The 17905-nt window shown below is 73.3% G+C and carries 15 protein-coding genes; 4 read left to right on the forward strand and 11 right to left on the reverse strand.

The window, feature by feature from the left end; translation table 11 throughout:
• Positions 1-137: 137 nt before the first annotated feature.
• Complete coding sequence (locus AGRA3207_RS35510) at positions 138-1574, forward strand: alpha,alpha-trehalose-phosphate synthase (UDP-forming) (protein ID WP_231331648.1); 1437 nt, start codon at positions 138-140, stop codon at positions 1572-1574.
• Here AGRA3207_RS35510 and AGRA3207_RS35515 read toward each other — a convergent pair.
• Entirely contained in the window at positions 1549-2181 is a 633-nt protein-coding gene (locus tag AGRA3207_RS35515) for an ATP-binding protein (RefSeq protein WP_231331649.1), read from the reverse strand. The two genes, AGRA3207_RS35510 and AGRA3207_RS35515, sit on opposite strands and share 26 nt — an antisense overlap.
• 193 nt (positions 2182-2374) lie before the next feature.
• Here AGRA3207_RS35515 and AGRA3207_RS35520 point away from each other — a divergent pair, with 193 nt between their 5' ends.
• The gene (locus AGRA3207_RS35520; protein ID WP_231331650.1) at positions 2375-2605 is read left to right on the forward strand and encodes a DUF397 domain-containing protein; all 231 of its coding nucleotides are present in this window, start codon (positions 2375-2377) and stop codon (positions 2603-2605) included.
• Between the two features lie 211 nt (positions 2606-2816).
• On the opposite strand, the gene AGRA3207_RS35525 is transcribed toward AGRA3207_RS35520, so the two are convergent.
• From AGRA3207_RS35525 to AGRA3207_RS35555, 7 genes are all read right to left on the reverse strand, one after another.
• Complete coding sequence (locus AGRA3207_RS35525; RefSeq protein WP_231331652.1) at positions 2817-4352, reverse strand: DHA2 family efflux MFS transporter permease subunit; 1536 nt, start codon at positions 4350-4352, stop codon at positions 2817-2819.
• A 279-nt stretch (positions 4353-4631) separates the two neighbouring features.
• The gene (locus AGRA3207_RS35530) at positions 4632-6296 is read right to left on the reverse strand and encodes an asparagine synthetase B family protein (protein ID WP_231331653.1); all 1665 of its coding nucleotides are present in this window, start codon (positions 6294-6296) and stop codon (positions 4632-4634) included.
• 262 nt (positions 6297-6558) lie between these two features.
• On the reverse strand, positions 6559-7380 hold the full coding sequence (locus tag AGRA3207_RS35535; protein WP_231331654.1) for an SAM-dependent methyltransferase: 822 nt from the start codon (positions 7378-7380) through the stop codon (positions 6559-6561).
• Positions 7381-7533: 153 nt separating this feature from the next.
• Positions 7534-8682 carry an acyl-CoA dehydrogenase family protein gene (locus AGRA3207_RS35540; protein WP_231331655.1) on the reverse strand — a complete coding sequence of 383 codons (1149 nt, stop codon included), beginning with the start codon at positions 8680-8682 and terminating at the stop codon, positions 7534-7536.
• A gap of 3 nt (positions 8683-8685) precedes the next feature.
• Positions 8686-9609, reverse strand: a complete 924-nt coding sequence (locus AGRA3207_RS35545) for a hydroxymethylglutaryl-CoA lyase (RefSeq protein ID WP_231331656.1) — start codon at positions 9607-9609, stop codon at positions 8686-8688.
• The gene (locus AGRA3207_RS35550; RefSeq protein ID WP_231331657.1) at positions 9609-11540 is read right to left on the reverse strand and encodes an acetyl/propionyl/methylcrotonyl-CoA carboxylase subunit alpha; all 1932 of its coding nucleotides are present in this window, start codon (positions 11538-11540) and stop codon (positions 9609-9611) included. Before AGRA3207_RS35550 ends, AGRA3207_RS35545 begins: the two co-directional genes overlap by 1 nt.
• A 44-nt stretch (positions 11541-11584) precedes the next feature.
• The gene (locus AGRA3207_RS35555) at positions 11585-13198 is read right to left on the reverse strand and encodes a carboxyl transferase domain-containing protein (RefSeq protein ID WP_231331658.1); all 1614 of its coding nucleotides are present in this window, start codon (positions 13196-13198) and stop codon (positions 11585-11587) included.
• A gap of 78 nt (positions 13199-13276) precedes the next feature.
• On the opposite strand from AGRA3207_RS35555, the gene AGRA3207_RS35560 reads away from it, so the two are divergent.
• A complete protein-coding gene (locus AGRA3207_RS35560; RefSeq protein WP_231331660.1) occupies positions 13277-13894 on the forward strand; it encodes an SACE_7040 family transcriptional regulator in 618 nt (205 codons plus the stop codon).
• Positions 13895-14069: 175 nt separating this feature from the next.
• Positions 14070-15281, forward strand: coding sequence for a chromosome segregation ATPase (locus AGRA3207_RS35565; protein ID WP_231331662.1), 1212 nt, complete (start codon positions 14070-14072; stop codon positions 15279-15281).
• Between the two features lie 28 nt (positions 15282-15309).
• Here AGRA3207_RS35565 and AGRA3207_RS35570 read toward each other — a convergent pair whose 3' ends face one another.
• From AGRA3207_RS35570 to AGRA3207_RS35580, 3 genes are read right to left on the reverse strand one after another with little or no spacing between them, the layout of a single operon-like run.
• Complete coding sequence (locus tag AGRA3207_RS35570; RefSeq protein ID WP_231336498.1) at positions 15310-16065, reverse strand: adenosylcobinamide amidohydrolase; 756 nt, start codon at positions 16063-16065, stop codon at positions 15310-15312.
• Positions 16066-16067: 2 nt separating this feature from the next.
• Entirely contained in the window at positions 16068-16838 is a 771-nt protein-coding gene (locus AGRA3207_RS35575; protein WP_231331663.1) for an ABC transporter ATP-binding protein, read from the reverse strand.
• Entirely contained in the window at positions 16835-17887 is a 1053-nt protein-coding gene (locus AGRA3207_RS35580) for a FecCD family ABC transporter permease (protein ID WP_420830832.1), read from the reverse strand. The genes AGRA3207_RS35575 and AGRA3207_RS35580 overlap by 4 nt, the downstream gene beginning before the upstream one ends.
• Positions 17888-17905 lie beyond the last annotated feature (18 nt).

Consider the following 17905-nt stretch of genomic DNA (forward strand, 5'->3'; position numbering starts at 1 on the left):
TCCCGCAGAGCGGACGCCCCGAGTTCCTGACACCCGGTCTTTCTGACATCTGGTCTTTACGTCGAAGTGACAAGATGTTCCTGATGACCGTTTCTGGGCATGGTGGTCCCAAGGTTTCCTGGAGAGGCGGGTCGCTGGTGTCGCGCGGTAGTGAGTTCGTGGTGGTGGCCAACAGGCTGCCGGTCGACCGGATCATCGGACAGGACGGGGAGCCGGCATGGCGCCGCAGCCCCGGGGGGCTGGTCAGTGCCATCGCCCCCGTGATGCGGCGTAGGCACGGGACATGGATCGGCTGGACCGGGGCGCCCGGTGAGGACCTGGAGCCGTTCGAGGAGGACGGCATGGCGCTCGTCCCCATCGCGCAGTCGGCCGAGGAGGTCGAGCTCTACTACGAAGGCTTCTCCAACGCGACACTGTGGCCGCTGTACCACGACGTCGTCGCCCCGCCCGTCTACGACCGGGCCATGTGGGACGCCTACGTGAGGGTCAACGAGCGGTTCGCGGCGGCGGCGGCCCGGGTCGCCGGGGAGAACGCCATCGTCTGGGTGCAGGACTACCAGCTCCAGCTCGTGCCGTCGATGCTGCGCAAGCTGCGTCCCGACCTTCGGATCGGCTTCTTCCTGCACATTCCGTTCCCTCCGCTGGAGCTGTTCTGGCAGCTGCCGTGGCGCCGCCAGATCCTCGAAGGGCTCCTGGGAGCCGACCTGGTCGGGTTCCAGCTGCCGGGCGCCGCCGCCAACTTCGTCCGCCTCTGCAAGCGCCTCCTGGACGCGCGCTACGTCAGGCACGACGTGTACTGGGACGACAGGATCGTCCGCGCGCGCGCCTTCCCCATCTCTGTGGACGTCGACGAGCTGAACGATCTGATCGAGCGTGAGGACGTGCTGGACAGGGCGCAGGAGATCCGCTCTGACCTGGGCGACGCGACCATCCTGCTGGGCGTGGACCGGCTCGACTACACCAAGGGCATCACGCAGCGGCTCCAGGCGTTCGGCGAGCTGTTCGGCGACGGGGACCTGAAACCGGGCCAGGCCGTGTTCGTGCAGATCGCCACGCCGAGCCGCGAGCGTGTGGAGCAGTACCAGCTGCTCCGGGAGGAGATCGAGCAGCAGGTCGGGCGGATCAACGGCGAGTACGGCGAGATCGGGTTTCCGGTCGTCCATTATTTGCACAGCTCGTATGACCGGGCCGAGCTGACCGCGCTCTACCTCGCGGCGGACGTGATGGTGGTCACACCGCTGCGCGACGGCATGAACCTGGTCGCCAAGGAGTACGTGGCATGCCGCCGCGACATGCGCGGGGCCCTGGTCCTCAGCGAGTTCGCCGGCGCCGCCGCCGAACTGAGGCGGGGCGCCTTCCAGGTCAACCCCTACGACATCGACGGGCTCAAGGGCACGCTGCTGGCGGCGCTGGACGCCGAGCCCGCGGAGCAGGCGCGGCGGATGCGGTCGATGCGCCGGCGCGTCATCGAGCACGACGTCGACCGCTGGGCGCGCGAGTTCCTCAGCGAGCTGGAGAACCCGGCGCACCCCGTCCCGGCGCCTCCGCTCAGTGAGGCGGTGCTGGAGGGCTGACCCGCAGGTCGAAGGCCGCCCAGACGGCCTTGCCGCCGGTGGCGAGCCGCGCCCATCCCCAGGTGTCGCTGACGGCGCCGACGACGAGCAGGCCGCGCCCGCCCTCCCCGAACCGGTCGGGCTCGGGCGCGACCGGCTCGGGGACCCGGAGGCCCGGGTCGCTCACCACGGCGACCAGGCGCCGCGGGTGGCCGAGGAGCACGACCTGGATGGGGCACGGCGGCAGCGGACGGGGGAGCCCGTCCATGCCGTGCCGCAGCGCGTTGGTCACGAGCTCGGAGACGGCGATGACGACGTTCTCGCGGTCCCCGCCCACGGCCCATTCGCGCAGCGTGGCCTGGACGAAGTCGCGCGCCGTCCGGGGGGCGCCCATCTCCGCGGGCAGGACGCGGCGCGCCGTCCGCGGGGCGCCTTCGTGGGGTGTGGGCCAGAGTCCGGGGAGCCCGGGCGCGGGCACGGGTGCGGGCCTCGCCGCGGGGGCGTGGGTGCGCGCGGGCGCGTGCGGGGGCGAATCCGGCCAGGTCGTATGGGCGGCCGCGGCGTGCCGCGTCCGCCGTCCTCCCTTGGCGGCGAGAGCTGCGACGTCGTCTGCCTGGTCAAGGGTCATTGTCAAACCTCAGAGGCGAGCGGATGGTGCACCGGCGATGGTTCGCTATCTTGCTCCCCAAGTCGTGCAGATGCAAGACCGTCTGCATGAACGAATGCAAGAACGAATGCACGTGCATCTCGTACCATTGTGTGGGGTGGGGCGAGATCGAGGTCTCCCGCATGGAGGCCGAGAACGCCTTGAGGGGGCAAAGATGGACGGCCAACAGATGCCGGGCATCCGGCGTAGCGGTCTCGTCTGGCAGAAGAGCCGGCGGAGCAATCCGAGCGGCAACTGCGTCGAGATGGCCGAACTCCCCACCGGGGAGATCGCCGTGCGCAACTCCCGGGATCCCGAAGGTGCGGTCCTCGTCTACACGCGCGAGGAGGTGGAGGCGTTCGTGGGCGGGGCCAAGGACGGTGACTTCGACCACATCCTCGTCTGATCCCGCGACGGAACCCGGCGGGGTACCATCCCACCGCCGCGACCGGTGAGACGCGGCGGCGCAGGCCGGGGCGACCGCAGGGCGGACGCCCCGCAAGCGCTCACAAGGACCGGAACGGCGAAAACCCCGGCCCGGGAACGAGATCCCGGACCGGGGCTTGGAACGCGCCAGAAGCGCCCTGGCGGCGCCTCAGCGCATCGGCGTCAGCGTGTCAGTGCATCGGCATGGGCGCGTCGGCCGCCGGGGTCTCCGGCTTCCTGCGCGGCAGCAGCAGCGCCGGCAGGAAGGCGAACAGCAGCAGGCCCGCCGCGTACCAGTAGGTGTGCTGGAACGCGTCCGACATCGGACCGGCGATCTTCTCCATCACCGCGGGCGGGATCTTCTGCGTGGAGCCGATCTCGCCCCCGGCGCCGCCGCCGAGGTTGGACGCGAGCCTGTTGGCCAGCAGCACCGAGATGAGCGCGGTGCCGAGGGACGCCGACACCTGCTGGATGATGTTCAGCATCGTGCTCGCCCGCGGGACCTCCTCGTGCGCGAGGGTCTGGATCGCCGCGGCCATCGTGGGCATCATCGTCATCCCCAGGCCGAGGCCCATGACGAACTGCACCCCGCTGAGCGCCCAGTAGGACGCGTCGGCCTCAAGGATCGAGGCGAAGCCCGACACCGACGCCACGACGACGACCATCCCGACCAGGACGACCCGGCCCGGGCCGATCCGGTCGGTCAGCCTGCCGCCGACCGGCATCGTGATCATCGCGCCGAGGCCCTGCGGGGCCAGCAGGAGGCCGGACTCGAGCGCGCCCTCGCCGCGGACCGTCTGGTAGTACAGCGGCAGCAGCAGCATCGCGCCCATGAACGCGGCCATGAACAGCACCATCGTGCCGGAGGCCGCCAGCACCGACCGGCGCTTGAGCAGCCGCAGGTCGATCAGCGGGTTCGTGGCGCTGAGCGCGCGGAACACGAAGCCGAGGGTGAGCACCGCGCCGACGGCCGTGTAGATCAGCGAGTCGGCCGCGAGGAAGTCCTTCAGCTCGGCGCCCTTGGCCAGGCCGTAGATGAGCGAGGCCAGCCCGGGCGAGAGCAGGACCAGCCCGATGGCGTCCAGCCGCTCGGCGGGCTTCGGGGTGTCGCGCTGGAGGATCCGCGCGGCCAGCAGCAGCGCCACGACGCCGATGGGCAGGTTGATGAAGAAGATCCAGCGCCAGGATACGTCGTCGACGAGGTAGCCGCCGATGATGGGACCGAGGATCGGGCCGAGCAGCATCGGCACGCCGACGATGCTCATCACCTGGCCGACCCGCTGCGGCCCGGCCGCCTGGGTCAGGATCGTCATGCCCGCGGGCATGATCATGCCGCCGCCCAGTCCCTGCAGGACGCGGAAGGCGATCAGCGACTCGGCCGACCACGCGAGGCCCGCCAGCATCGAGCCGACGACGAACAGCGCGATCGAGATCATGTACAGGCGCTTGGTGCCGAACCTCGCCGACGCCCAGCCGGTGATCGGGATCACCGTGGCCAGCGCCAGGGTGTACCCGGTGGCCACCCACTGGATCGTGGACAGGGGAGTCTCGAACTCCCGGGCGAGGTCGTTGATGGCGACGTTGACGACGGTCACGTCCAGGATGGACATGATCGCGCCGAGGACGACGACCATGGCCACCGCGAGCACGCCGCGGTCGAGGCCCCCGCCGGAGGCCGGGGCCTCCTTCGGGCCGTCCGCCGTCGTGGGTGACGCGGGAGCGGTCAACTCTCTTTCCAATCGTCAAGGGTCCGCACGTCGGGGCGGCGCGCGGGGACCGGGGGAACGTTCTCGGGGGATACCGCAGCAAAATACTGCAGAGACTGACACTTTCGCGAACGGTTTAACTCCGCCGCCTTCAGGAGTATTCCGGCAGGGTCTGACAGTTCAGGCCGGATCACTCCAGTTCCACGTGTTCCAGGCTGCGACCTCGCCATTGGTCGAGGTCGGCCCGGTGTGACGCATGCGACACCGGCGGCGCTGCGGCCCGGCCGGTGTGACGCAGGCTCAGCCTGGGCTAAGGGCGGCCTCCAGGAGGGCGATGAACCCGGTCGTGGCGGGGGCGGGGACGTCCGGTCCGGCGAGGAGGCGGTCCATCCACCCGAGGTCCACGAGCCCGCTCGCGGCGACCGGCTCCAGCAGCCGGGGCTCCGACCGCCAGTGCGCCACGAGCGAGCGCGCGAGCGCGCTGTGGACGCTTCCGGCGTCGCCGCGGCGGGACAGCCGCTGCCGGGTCTTGTGCACGATCTTGGTGCCCTTGTCGCGCGCCGTCCGGACCAGGGCGAGCGGCCGGGGCGCCATCAGCGCCGACGGGCGCACGCCCGTGTCCATGGGCAGGGACGCGAGGTCCGGGTCGAGCGCCGAGAGCAGCCGGGCGTTGAACCGCGACCCGCGCTTGACGGACGGCGGCAGCGTCTCGGCGATGGCGACGAACCGCGGATGCAGCAGCGGGTTGAGCCCCGTGTGCTCGGTGCAGGAGCTCGTGATGACCCCGCCGACCGCGCGGTGGTACCGCTGCCGGTAGTAGTAGGCGTCGGTGGCCGAGAGCCAGTCGCCGGTGATGCCGCCGAAGATGTCGTGCAGGCGCGACATGGTGGCGGCCGTGGACTCGCGCGCGAAGACGGGGTCCAGGCACGCGGCGTCGACGGGGTCCAGGCTGAAGATCCGCCACTTCGCCAGCCGGTCGACCAGCTTCGGCGTGACCCCCGGGTGCTGGCGCTGCATCGGGTAGTACATGCCGCGGGCGAGTTCCCCGCCGAGCCCGCTGATGCGGGGCGCGTCGTCCGTCCGCTCCTCGACCCAGTCGAGCAGCGCCAGGTGCAGGGGGTTGAGGATCTGCTCGTGCCGCCGGGACGCCTCCAGGACCAGCCGGTGCACCTCGGGCGGGTCGAGCCGCTCCAGCTCCGCCAGGTCGATGACCTCGCGCCGCATCCGGGTCCTCTCGGCGAGCAGGGCGGCCGTGGCGGCGTCGCCGCTGTCGCTCGCGCTCAGCGTGAGGGTCCCCAGCCCCACCCGGCGGGCCGGGGGGATCGCCGCCAGCACCAGCCGCGTGTCCAGGCCGCCCGACAGCTGGAGGACCGCGTCCGGATACTCGTCCAGCAGGTGCTCCATGCTCGCCCGCAGCACCTCGGCGAGCTCCCGCACCGCCTCCTCGGCGGAGGGGGCCCGCTCGGCGCGGAAGTCGCCCGGCTGGATCTCGTTCTCGGTGAGCCTCCCGTCCGCGAGCGTCCAGCCGTGCCCGGCGCGCAGCGTCGTCACCCCGTCGAAGGCGGTGTCCTGGTCGAGGAAGTGGCCGACCAGCCGGTAGACGCCGAGCGCCTCGTGGTCCGGCCCGCGCCCCGCGAGGAGGCCCAGCTCACGGGCGGACGTCCCGATGGCCGCCCATCCCTCACCCTGGATCCCGTAGAGCTGCCGCATCCCGAGCCAGTCCGTGGCCGCGGTGAGCGCGCCGTTCTCGGCGGCGACACCGGCGAACGGCGCCGACAGCTCCGACAGCCCCTTCCCGGTCAGCACCCGCTCCCGGAGCGTGAGCAGGTCCGGCTCGGCGAAGGAATGGTCGTGCGGCCGGAGCACCAGGGCGGCGGTGCCGTCCGGTCCCAGGTCGGTCGCAGCGGTCTCCGGAGCCGGCGCGGGCCGGCCGGCCTCGGTGGAGATGGCCAGGAGTCGCGACAAGGTCCGCATTACACCGTCCCCCGTGGTGGGTAATGGCGGGAAGCAGTGAAATCCTAGCTATGTGGTACTCGCTAGGACAGAAGGAGCGTTTCCACATTCGGCCGCCCTTGAGGGCCGTCACCGCTGTGACGGCGCCCTTCGGCGGCAAGCGCTCCCGCTGGCCGGGAGCGGACGTCGGTCGACGTCGACCACAGGGAACGTTCCCGGCCACGAGCAGTGACCCCTGCCTCCGGGGCCTCGGTACCTGTGGGCGGGAAAGCGGTCAGCGTTTCAGGGCCAGGCCGCCGTACATCGAGACCTGGGAGTCGTCGATCGCGCGGGCCTCGGCGTCCGGGTGCCAGTGGTGGACGGGGACCACGCCGGGCTCGACCATCTCCAGGTCGCCGAACAGCTTCTCGATGTCGGCCCTCGGACGGGCCTTGGATTTGATCCCCCGGGAGTTGTACTTCGCGACGGCGGCGCGGACCTGCTGGGGGGCGCTGTCGCTGGCGATCGTGGACAGGGCGAGGAAACTGCCCGGGGCGAGCGGCTCCATGAGCCGCTCGACGATGCCGCGGGCGCGGTCCTCGTCGTGGATGAAGTGCAGGACGGCGATCAGGCACAGCGCCACCGGCTCGTCCAGGTCGAGCGTCTCCCGGACCTCGGGCGCGCCGAGGATGGCGTCCGGGTCGCCCACGTCCGCCTCGATGTAGCGGGAGCGCCCCTGGGGGGTGCTGGTGAGCAGCGCGCGGGCGTGCACGAGCACGATGGGGTCGTTGTCGACGTAGATCACCCGGGAGGTGGGGTCGACGCCCTGGACGATCTCGTGGAGGTTGGGCGAGGTCGGCAGGCCCGTCCCGATGTCCAGGTACTGCCGCACACCGCGCTCGGCGGCCAGGTGACGCGCCACCCTCACCATGAAGTTGCGGCTGGCGCGCACGGATGTCCGCATGTAGGGGGCGACCTTCACGACCTCTTCCGCCGCCGCGCGGTCGGCGGCATAGTGGTCCTTGCCTCCGAGGAGGTAGTCGTAGACCCGGGCCGAGTGCGCCACGTCGGTGTTGAGCTCCGCCGAGGACGGCTCACGGTCTGGTGTGTCCGGCATCGGAGGCCCCCAGAGGTCGGCGTTGGCACGCGTTCACACATTAGCGAGACTTGCCATCCTACGGTTTACGATCAAGCAAGTGGGTCAAGTGCGCCATGCGGGACGCGCGCGGACAGGTGCCTCAAGGACAGGGCGCGTCCTGGACGGGACGCGTCAGGACGGGGGGAGTCCCAGGGCGCGGGCGATGAGCATGCGCTGGACCTCCGAGGTGCCCTCGCCCACTTCGAGGATCTTCGCGTCGCGGTAGAAGCGGCCGACCGCGTACTCGTTCATGAAGCCGTAGCCGCCGAAGATCTGCGTCGCGTCGCGGGCGTTGTCCATAGCGGCGTCGGACGCGACGAGCTTGGCGATCGACGCCTCCTTCTTGAACGGCAGCCCGGCGAGCATCCGCGCCGCCGCCGCGTAGTAGGCGAGGCGGGCGGTGTGCGCGCGGACCTCCATGTCGGCGACCTTGAACTGCACCGCCTGGTAGCGGCCGATCTCCTTGCCGAACGCCTCCCTCTCGCGGACGTAGCGCAGGCACTCGTCCACGCAGCCCTGCGCGAGGCCCACCGACAGCGCGGCGATCGCGATACGGCCCTCGTCCAGGATGCGCAGGAACTGGGCGTAGCCGCGGCCGCGCTCGCCGACGAGGTTCGCGGCGGGCACCCGCACGTCGTCGAACGACAGCTCGCGGGTGTCGGACGCCGACCAGCCGACCTTGGAGTACTTGCGTCCGACCGTGAAGCCCGGCGTGCCGTTCGGGACGATGATCGTGGAGATCTCGCCGTCCCCGGTGAAGGCCGTCACGGTGACGAACGCGGTGATGTCCGTGCCGGAGTTGGTGATGAACGCCTTGGACCCGTTGATCACCCAGGAGTCGCCGTCCAGCCGGGCGGTGGTGCGCATGCCGCCGGGCACGTCGGAGCCGCCGCCCGGCTCGGTCAGGCCGAATCCGGCGAGCCTCTCACCGGAGGTGAGCTGCGGGAGCCAGTGCGCCTTCTGCTCCTCCGAGCCGAACCGGTAGATCGGCATCGCGCCCAGTGAGACGCCCGCCTCCAGCGTGATGGCCACCGACGAGTCGACCCGCGCCAGTTCCTCCAAAGCCAGGCAGAGGGTGAAGTAGTCGCCGCCCATACCGCCGTGCTCCTCCGGGAACGGCAGCCCGAACAGGCCCATCTTGCCCATCGCGGCGACGATCTCGTAGGGGAACTCGCCCCGCTCGTACAGGTCGCCGATCACCGGCGCCACGGTCTCACGGGCGAACCGCTCCACCGTGCTCCGCAGTTCCTCCTGCTCGTCGCCGAGCGTGAAGTCGATCATTGGTCACTCCGTTCCGGGAGAAAGGGCCTGGACGACGCGGGACGGGCTGGGACGGCCGAGGTGCCCGGCCATCCACCGGCTGGTGGCGGCGAGCGCGCCGAGGTCCACGCCGGTGGCGACGCCGAGGCCGTCGAGCATCCACACGAGGTCCTCGGTGGGCAGGTTGCCCGTCGCGCTCTCGGCGAAGGGGCAGCCGCCGAGGCCGCCCGCGGAGGCGTCGACGACGGTGACGCCGGCCTGGAGCGCGGCGAGGGTGTTGGCGAGGGCCTGGCCGTAGGTGTCGTGGAAGTGGACGGCCAGCCGGTCCGTGCCGATCCCCGCGGCCACGAGCGCCTCGATGAGCGCGGTCACCTGGCCGGGCGTGCCGACGCCGATCGTGTCGCCGAGGCTGAGCTGGGAGCAGCCCATGTCCATCATGCGGGACGCGACGGACACGACCTGCTCTAGGGGGACGTCGCCCTCCCACGGGTCCCCGCACACCATCGACACATAGGCGCGGACCCAGAGTCCGTCTGCGCGCGCGCGTTCCACGACGGGGGCGAACATGGCGAGCGACTCGTCCACGGTGCGGTTGAGGTTGCGGCGGGCGAACGTCTCGGTGGCGCTGCCGAAGATGGCGATCTCGGTGACGCCGTTGGCGAGTGCGCGGTCCAGGCCCCGCTCGTTCGGGACGAGGACGGGGTAGCGCAGCCCGGGCGAGCGGGGCAGGACGCCGAGCAGCTCCTCGGCGTCGGCGAGCTGCGGCACCCACGCGGGGTGCACGAAGCCCGTGGTCTCGATCGTGCGGAGGCCCGCGTCCGCGAGCCGCGTCACGAACTCGGCCTTGACGGCGGCGGGGACGATCGCCTTCTCGTTCTGCAGGCCGTCCCGCGGCCCGACCTCGTAGATCGTCACGCGGTCCGGCAGGCCCGGCAGCGGTGCCCGCATCATGCCTCCTCGATCACGGCCAGCACCGCGTCGAGCGCGACCTGCGCGCCCGCGCGGACCGGCAGCCGCGTCACGACCCCGGCCAGCGGCGCGGTGACGGTGTGCTCCATCTTCATCGCCTCGACGACCACCAGCGGCCGGCCCGGTTCGACCCGGTCGCCCTCGGCGGCCTTGACGGCGAGGACCGTCCCGGGCATCGGGCTGCGCAGCACGCCGTCGCCGGACGCGGCCGACGCGGCGCCGCCCTCCGCGCGGACGTGCTCGCTCAGCGCCCACGCGTGCCCCTCGCGGCCGAGCCAGAGCGTGTCGCCGTCGCGGGCGGACGCGAACGCGACCGTCCTGCCGCCGTAGGTCAGCACGGACCCGGCCAGCGACGCCGCGACCGGCTCCGCGTCCCCGATCCTGACCTCGGCGGACGAGGCGCGCCCCCGGACGCGGACCTCGACCGGGACGCCGCCGGACGGCGTGATGATCCACGGTGTCCAGGCGTGCGCCCCGGGCCGCCAGCCGTCCGGGATCGTCCACGGGTCGTCGCCGGACTCCAGGGCGCGCATCCGCTCCAGCGCCGCCGCGGCGAACGCCTCGGGCGGGACGGCCGCGCCGGACAGCAGCCCGTCCAGCTCGCGCTCGACCAGGCCCGTGTCGAGCGCGCCCGCCACGACGGCGGGATGCCCGAGCAGCGCGCGCAGGAACCCGACGTTCGTCGCGACGCCGAGCAGCGTGTACGAGGCCAGCGCGCGGTCGAGGCGGCGCAGCGCCTCGGCGCGGTCCGCGCCGTGCACGATCACCTTGGCGAGCATGGGGTCGTAGGAGCCGCCGACGTCCGTCCCGACGTCGAGGCCGGAGTCGACGCGCGCGTCCGGCTCCGACAGCGCGAGGACGCGCCCGCCGGTGGGCAGGAAGCCCCGGGCGGGGTCCTCGGCGTAGACGCGAGCCTCGACGGCGTGGCCGTCCAGCCGGACGTCGTCCTGGGCCAGGGGGAGGGGGCGGCCCGCGGCCACCGCGAGCTGGAGCTCGACGAGGTCGAGGCCCGTGACCAGCTCGGTCACCGGGTGCTCGACCTGGAGGCGGGTGTTCATCTCCATGAAGAAGAACTCGCCCGGCCGGTCGGCGGACACGATGTACTCGACGGTGCCCGCGCCCACGTAGCCGACGGCCTTCGCGGCGGCGACGGCGGCGGTCCCCATCCGGTCGCGGGCCGCGGCGTCCAGCAGCGGCGACGGCGCCTCCTCGATGATCTTCTGGTGGCGGCGCTGGAGGCTGCACTCGCGCTCGCCCAGGTGGACGGCGTTGCCGTGCCCGTCCGCGAACACCTGGATCTCGATGTGCCGGGGGTTCTCCACGAACCGCTCGGCGAGCAGCGTGTCGTCGCCGAACGAGCCGCGCGCCTCGCGGCGGGCCGAGGCGATGGCCTCCGGCAGGTCCGCCGCGTCCCGGACGAGCCGCATCCCCTTGCCGCCGCCGCCCGCCGACGGCTTGAGCAGCACCGGGAGCCCGATGTCCAGCGCGGCGGCCTCCAGCTCGGCGTCGGTCAGGCCGGGCTCGTCGCGTCCCGGGACGACGGGCACGCCCGCCGCGGCGACCGTCCGCTTCGCGCGGATCTTGTCGCCCATCGCCTCGATCGCCCCGGCGGGCGGGCCGATGAACACCAGCCCCGCCTCGCCGCAGGCGCGGGCGAACGCCGTGTTCTCGGCGAGGAACCCGTAGCCGGGGTGGACGGCCTCGGCGCCCGCCGCCCGCGCCGCGCCGATGACGGCGCCGATGTCGAGGTAGGAGGGGATCAGCAGGGACTCGTCGGCCTCCCGGACGTGCCGCGCCCCCGCGTCGGCGCCGGTGTGGACGGCCACCGACCGCACGCCGAGGCGCCGCAGCGTGCGGAACACGCGGACGGCGATCTCCCCCCGGTTGGCGACCAGCACGCTGCCGAACATCGGGGCGGACGCTGATTCTCCGCTTCGGGCTGACATGGGGTCCCTCACATCCGGAAGACGCCGTAGCCGACCGGCTCCAGCGGTGCGTTGGCGGCGACCGACAGCCCGAGCCCCAGCACGCGCCGCGTGTCGCGCGGGTCGATCACCCCGTCGTCCCAGAGCCGTGCCGTCGAGTAGTACGGGTGGCCCTGCGCCTCGTACTGCTCGCGGATCGGCGCCTTGAACGCCTCCTCGGCGTCCGCGGGCCACTGCTCGCCGCGCGCCTCCATCTGGTCGCGGCGGACGGTCGCGAGCACGCTCGCCGCCTGCTCGCCGCCCATGACCGAGATGCGGGCGTTCGGCCACATCCACAGGAAGCGCGGCGCGTACGCCCGCCCGCACATCGCGTAGTTGCCCGCGCCGAACGACCCGCCGATCACGACGGTGAACTTGGGGACGCGCGCGCACGACACGGCCGTGACCATCTTCGCGCCGTGCTTGGCGATGCCGCCCGCCTCGTATTCGCGCCCGACCATGAACCCGGTGATGTTCTGCAGGAACACCAGGGGGACGCTGCGCCGGTCGCACAGCTCGATGAAGTGCGCGCCCTTTTGCGCCGACTCGCCGAACAGGATGCCGTTGTTGGCGACGACCCCCACCGGGTGCCCGTGGACGCGGGCGAACCCGGTGACCAGCGTCGTCCCGTACTCCCTCTTGAACTCCTGGAAGCGGCTGCCGTCCACGATCCGCGCGATGACCTCGCGCACGTCGTAGGGGGTGCGCGGGTCGGGCGGGACGACCCCGTACAGCTCCGCCGGGTCCGCCGCCGGGTCCTCGGCGGGCGCGACCTCCCACGGGCGCGGCGCGCGGGGGCCGAGCGTCCCGACGATGTCGCGGACGATCCGCAGCGCGTGCGCGTCGTCCTCGGCGAGGTGGTCGGTCACCCCGGACGTGCGGGAGTGCAGCTCGCCGCCGCCCAGTTCCTCGGCCGTGACGACCTCGCCGGTCGCCGCCTTCACCAGGGGCGGGCCGCCGAGGAAGATCGTCCCCTGGCCGCGCACGATGACGGCCTCGTCGCTCATGGCCGGGACGTAGGCGCCGCCCGCCGTGCACGAGCCCAGCACCGCGGCGATCTGCGGGATGCCGCGCCCGGACATCGTGGCCTGGTTGTAGAAGATCCGGCCGAAGTGCTCGCGGTCGGGGAAGACCTCGTCCTGCCTCGGCAGGAACGCGCCGCCGGAGTCGACCAGGTAGACGCACGGCAGCCGGTTGTGCAGCGCCACCTCCTGCGCCCGCAGGTGCTTCTTCACCGTCACCGGGTAGTAGGTGCCGCCCTTGACGGTGGCGTCGTTGGCGACGACCACGCATTCTCGGCCGGAGATCCGCCCGATCCCGGTGATGATCCCCGCGCCGGGGGCCTCGTCGTCGTACATGCCGTCCGCGGCGAGCGGCGACAGCTCCAGGAAGGGCGAGCCGGGATCGAGGAGTGTGTCGACCCGGTCGCGGGGGAGCAGCTTGCCGCGCGCGACGTGCCGCTCGCGGGCCCGCGCGGGACCCCCGCGCCCGGCCCGGTCGACGCGCTCGCGCAGTTCCGCGGCGAGGGCCTCGTTGTGCGCGGCGTTGGCCTTGAACGCCTCGCCCGCGGTGTCGGCGCGGGAGCCGATCTCGGGTCCGGTCATGTTCCCCTTCCCCTGTTAATGCCCGTTAACAAAGCCGATGTTAACGCTCATTAACAACTCTAGTCTAGACTGCGTGCCATGACGTCCCACCCCGCCGAGGCGGCGCGGCGCCCGGATCCGGCCGGGGGCGCCGGACCGGCCAACCCGCGCCGGGCGGAGATCCTCGCCGCCGCGTCCGAGTTGTTCGCGCGCCGCGGCTACCACGGGGTGTCCATCGGCGACCTCGGCCGCTCGGTCGGCCTCACCGGACCGGCGCTCTACCGGCACTTCAGCGGCAAGGAGGCCGTGCTCGCCGAGATGCTGCTCGACATCAGCGAGCGCCTGCTCGCCGAGGGCGCCCGCCGCGCCGCCGGATCCGACCCCGCGGGGGCCCTCGACTCCCTGCTGCGCTGGCACATCGCGTTCGCGCTCGACAACCCGGCGCTGATCACCGTCCACGAGCGGGAGCTGGACAACGTCCCCGAGCCGGACCGCCACCGCGTCCGCCGTCTCCAGCGCGCCTACGTGGAGGAATGGGTCGCCGTGCTGCGCCGCCTGCGCCCCGGCCTCCCCGACGCCCGGACGCGCGCCGCCGTCCACGCCTGCTTCGGCCTCCTGAACTCCACCCCCCGCAGCGCCGCCGGCCTGGACCGTGCCGACATGGCCGCGCTCCTGCACGCCATGGCCCGCGCCGCCCTGGAGGCCGCCGCCCCCTGACGGGCCACGGGCCGCCTCCAGAGGGGCGGCGCGCTCCTGCACACCCCCTCCGGCCAGCTCGCCCGGGGCCGCCTCGGGGCCTCCTGCCTGCGACGACGGCGAGGTCGAGGGCTTTTCGGCAAACTCGTCCCCGGAACGGTCGAACGTCCCCGGCGACGTGTGCGTACAACCGCACATGAAGGACCAGAAGGTCGCCCCGTTCCCCACCGTCACCCCGACCCCCGCCTCCCCGACGATGACCGACCTTCCCATCGTCCCCGACCCCGCCGCGGGCGAGAACGCGCCCGCCCGGGAACCTCGCGACGGGAACGCCCCCGCAGGCGAACCCGTCGCGATCTGGCCGTGCGCCGGCTGCGGAAGGCCCGTACCGCAGCCGGTGCGCGGCGCCCGGACCGTCAGGTACTGCGAGGACAGCGACGGCGGATGCGAGCGCGCCGCGCACGCCGGCCGCGACGACGCGCGGGACGCCCCCGGCCTCACCGGCCAGGTCGCCTGGACCTGGGAGATGGTCGAGCGGCTGGAGAGCGTCGCCGACCGGCTCGCCGGGTCGCTCACCGCGGAGCTGAGCGTCGCCGGGGTCGAGCGGCGGGTGGCGGAGGCCCGCGCCGAGGCCGCCGAGCAGATCGCCGTCGCCCAGCGGGAGCGCGACGCGTCGCAGCGGCGCGCGGAGCTGGCGTGGCGGGACGCGGCGACCGCCCGCTCCCGCGCGGAGGCCGCCGAGTCCGAGCTGTCGGAGATCCGCGCCGAGGCGGCTCGCGCCGCCACCGAGCTCGACGTCGCCCGCCAGGAACGCCAGGAGGCCGAGGACGTCGCCGAGGCGTCCGCCGCGGCCAGGCTCGCCGCCGAGAGCGACCGCAACCGGGTCGCCGCCCGGGAGGGCGAGCTGGTCGCCTCCCTGGAGTCCGCGCGCGCCGACCTGGTCGCCCTGCACGCGCGCGTGGCGGAGTCGCAGACCCGCGCCGAGGAGCGCCGCGCCGAGACGGAGATCGCCCTGCGGACCGCCGAGGACCTGCGCTCCGCCGTCCGCGACGCCGAGGCCAAGCGGGGCCAGGCCGTCGCCGACCGCGATCAGATCCAGGCGCGGGCCAGCGAGTTCGAGCAGCACAACTGGCAGCTGGCCCGCATCGCCGACGAGCTGCGCGCCGCCGTCAAGGCGCTGACCTCCGAGCGTGACGCCGCCCGCGCCGAGGCCGACCGCGCGCGGCGGCAGGTCGACGCGCTCACCCGCCCGCCCGGCCCGAGGCAGGCGCCCGGCCCGCCCGGCCCGCGCCCCGGCATCGACCGGGAGCCGCCGACGGGACTGCACCCGCTCGGCCCCTTCAACGGGGCCCCCACGGCCGCCGACCCGCGCAGGCGCAACGGCCAACACTTGCCCAATTCCGGCTGATGTGAGTCACGAGGAGGTGAGGCCACCGTCACTGCACTGGCCCTGAACCGGCCGCCGCACCGCACCGGGGTGGTGCGGCGGCCGGTATGCCCAGGGCGTGCAGATGGGCGGTGTAGCCGAGCGCGCCCGCGTGCACGGCGGCGTGGACCGCGCGGGCCATCCGTGAGCCCCACGTCGAGCGGGGCCCTCCGAACGGCTCCTCCTCGCCGTCCGCGAGCGCGGCCACGCAGACCGCGTCGGACGCGGTGCCCGTGCAGGGGTAGCCGGCCTCCAGGAGCGCCTGCGTCTTCGCCTCGGTCACCGTGACGACCGCGTTCACCAGCGCGGCGTCGCTCAGCGCGGCGGGCACCGCGACCACGACGTTGATCGTCCCCGGCCGCGGCCCGGGCGGCGCGTCCTGCGTGCCCGCGCCGTCGAGGGCGATGGGGGCGAGCTCGGGATCGGGCGTCCCGGCGGGGGAGGCGGCCCAGGTCGGCACCCGGAGCCCCACCGTCGCCGAGACGCGCACGCCCTCGTCGTCCCGCCGCACCGTCCGCGCTACCGGCGCGGCGGTGAGCATCCCGACTCCGGGACCGTCCAGCCCGTGCGACGCCGCGAGCTCCGCCAGGTGCGCGACCGGGTCGGTGCGCGCGTACGTCCCCGCGACCTGCGCGTTCAGCACCCAGCCCGACGGCCCGATCCCGCCGCCGAGCATCGCCGAGGAGATCATCCGCAGCCCGCCGCCCGCACGCCACACGGTCGAGGCGAGGCGGGTGCCGTCCTCCTCGCGCCAGGTCAGTTCCAGTCTCACTCGCGCTCCAGGGAGAGGACGGGCCGTCCACCGGGCCCGGAGGAGACGTGCACGCGCGCGCCGAAGTGCTCCTCCACCGCCTCGCGGGTCAGGACGTCGGACGGCGCGCCGGCCGCGGCGACCCGCCCTCGGGACAGGAGGACCAGGTCATCGGCGTACTGCCCGGCGAGGGTCAGGTCGTGGATCGTGGTCACCACCGTCAGCCCGTCGGACAGCCGCAGCTGGTCGACCAGCTCCATTACCTGCTGCTGGTGGCCGATGTCGAGCGCCGTGGTCGGTTCGTCCAGCAGTAGGACGGACGTCTGCTGCGCCAGCGCGCGCGCCAGCACGACACGCTGCCGTTCACCACCCGACAGGTGATCCAGAGGGCGGCCTGCGAAAGCGGTCAGATCGAGCCGGTCGAGCACATCCGACGCGATGGCCCGGTCGCGCGCCCCCTCACGTCCGAGATGCGGGATGTAGGGGGAGCGCCCTAGGAGCGTGTAGTCGAACACGGTCATCCCGGGTGGGAGATTCGGATTCTGCGGAGCGTAGGCGACCACCCGTGCCCGTTGCCTCGGCTTCAGCCGCCCCAGGTCCGTGCCCGCCACGGTGACGTCTCCGTCCGACGGAAGCAGCCCGAGCACGGCGCGCAGCAGCGTCGATTTGCCCGCCCCGTTAGGGCCGATGACCGCCGTCCACGACCCGCCCGGCACGTCCAGGGACACGCCCCGCAGGACGGGCCGCCCGCCGAGCGCCACGTCCAGGCCGCGCACCACGACCGTCACGCCTCCACCTGCCGGCGGCTCGCGCGCAGCACCGCGACGAAGAACGGCCCGCCGACGAACGCCGTCACGACGCCCAGCGGCAGCTCTCCGGGCGAGATCACCGTCCGCGCGACCAGGTCGGCCAGTTCCAGGAACGCCGCCCCGCCGACCAGCGACAGCGGCAGGACGATCCGGTACGAGCCGCCCGCCAGCCGGCGGACGGCGTGCGGCACCACGATCCCGACGAACCCGATGAGCCCGCTCACCGCGACCGCGGACGCCGTCGCCAGCGACGCCGCCACCAGCACGACCATCCGGACCCGCGGCGCCGACAGGCCCAGTGACGCCGCCTCGTCGTCGCCGACGCCCAGCACGTCCAGCAGGCGCCCGTGCGCGAGCAGGACCACCGCGGAGACCAGCGCGTACGGCGCGACGAGCGCGAGCTGGCGCCAGTCCGCCGAGCCGACCCCGCCGAGGATCCACGAGAAGATCCGCTGCAGTTCCTCGGCCTTCACCTGCTGCAGGAACGTCTGCACCGCCGCGAGGAACGACGACACCGCCACCCCGGCCAGCACCAGCGTCGCCGCGCCGTTCCACTGCCCGGCCGTCCGGCCCAGCACGTACGCGAGGAAGACCCCCAGGAGCGCGCCCGCGAACGCCGCCAGCGGCACCCCGTACGCCGGGTCGCCCGGGACGAGCACGATCACCAGCGTCGCGCCGACCCCGGCGCCCGCGGCGGCGCCGAGCAGGTACGGATCGGCCAGGGGGTTGCGGAACACCCCCTGGTACCCGGCGCCCGCCATCGCCAGCATCCCCCCGACCAGCGCCGCCATCAGCGCCCTCGGCACCCGGAGCTGGAACAGCACGTTCTCCTCGATCGCGCTGAGCCCCGAGTCGGCGCGCACGAACGGGACCCGGTCGAGCAGCGCCTTCAGCACCCCGCCGGCCGGCAGGTCCGCCGCCCCCACGAGCAGACCGCCCAGCAGGGTCACCACGAGCGCCGCCACCGTGACCGCCAGCGGGACCGCACGCAGCCGGGCGGCCCGCGGATGGGCGCCGTGCGGCTTCACAGCCGCCCTCCGGGACGT

Origin of the sequence: Actinomadura graeca (genome assembly GCF_019175365.1) — a bacterium.
Classification (GTDB): domain Bacteria; phylum Actinomycetota; class Actinomycetes; order Streptosporangiales; family Streptosporangiaceae; genus Spirillospora; species Spirillospora graeca.

What these genes read in the sequence shown, in the direction of transcription:
- AGRA3207_RS35540 (WP_231331655.1), bottom strand. Translation starts at nt 8,682, where the DNA reads ATGATCGACTTCACGCTCGGCGACGAGCAGGAGGAACTGCGGAGCACG.
- AGRA3207_RS35560 (WP_231331660.1), top strand. Translation starts at nt 13,277, where the DNA reads ATGACGTCCCACCCCGCCGAGGCGGCGCGGCGCCCGGATCCGGCCGGG.
- AGRA3207_RS35550 (WP_231331657.1), bottom strand. Translation starts at nt 11,540, where the DNA reads ATGTTCGGCAGCGTGCTGGTCGCCAACCGGGGGGAGATCGCCGTCCGC.
- AGRA3207_RS35545 (WP_231331656.1), bottom strand. Translation starts at nt 9,609, where the DNA reads ATGCGGGCACCGCTGCCGGGCCTGCCGGACCGCGTGACGATCTACGAG.
- AGRA3207_RS35520 (WP_231331650.1), top strand. Translation starts at nt 2,375, where the DNA reads ATGGACGGCCAACAGATGCCGGGCATCCGGCGTAGCGGTCTCGTCTGG.
- AGRA3207_RS35535 (WP_231331654.1), bottom strand. Translation starts at nt 7,380, where the DNA reads ATGCCGGACACACCAGACCGTGAGCCGTCCTCGGCGGAGCTCAACACC.
- AGRA3207_RS35515 (WP_231331649.1), bottom strand. Translation starts at nt 2,181, where the DNA reads ATGACCCTTGACCAGGCAGACGACGTCGCAGCTCTCGCCGCCAAGGGA.
- AGRA3207_RS35555 (WP_231331658.1), bottom strand. Translation starts at nt 13,198, where the DNA reads ATGACCGGACCCGAGATCGGCTCCCGCGCCGACACCGCGGGCGAGGCG.
- AGRA3207_RS35565 (WP_231331662.1), top strand. Translation starts at nt 14,070, where the DNA reads ATGAAGGACCAGAAGGTCGCCCCGTTCCCCACCGTCACCCCGACCCCC.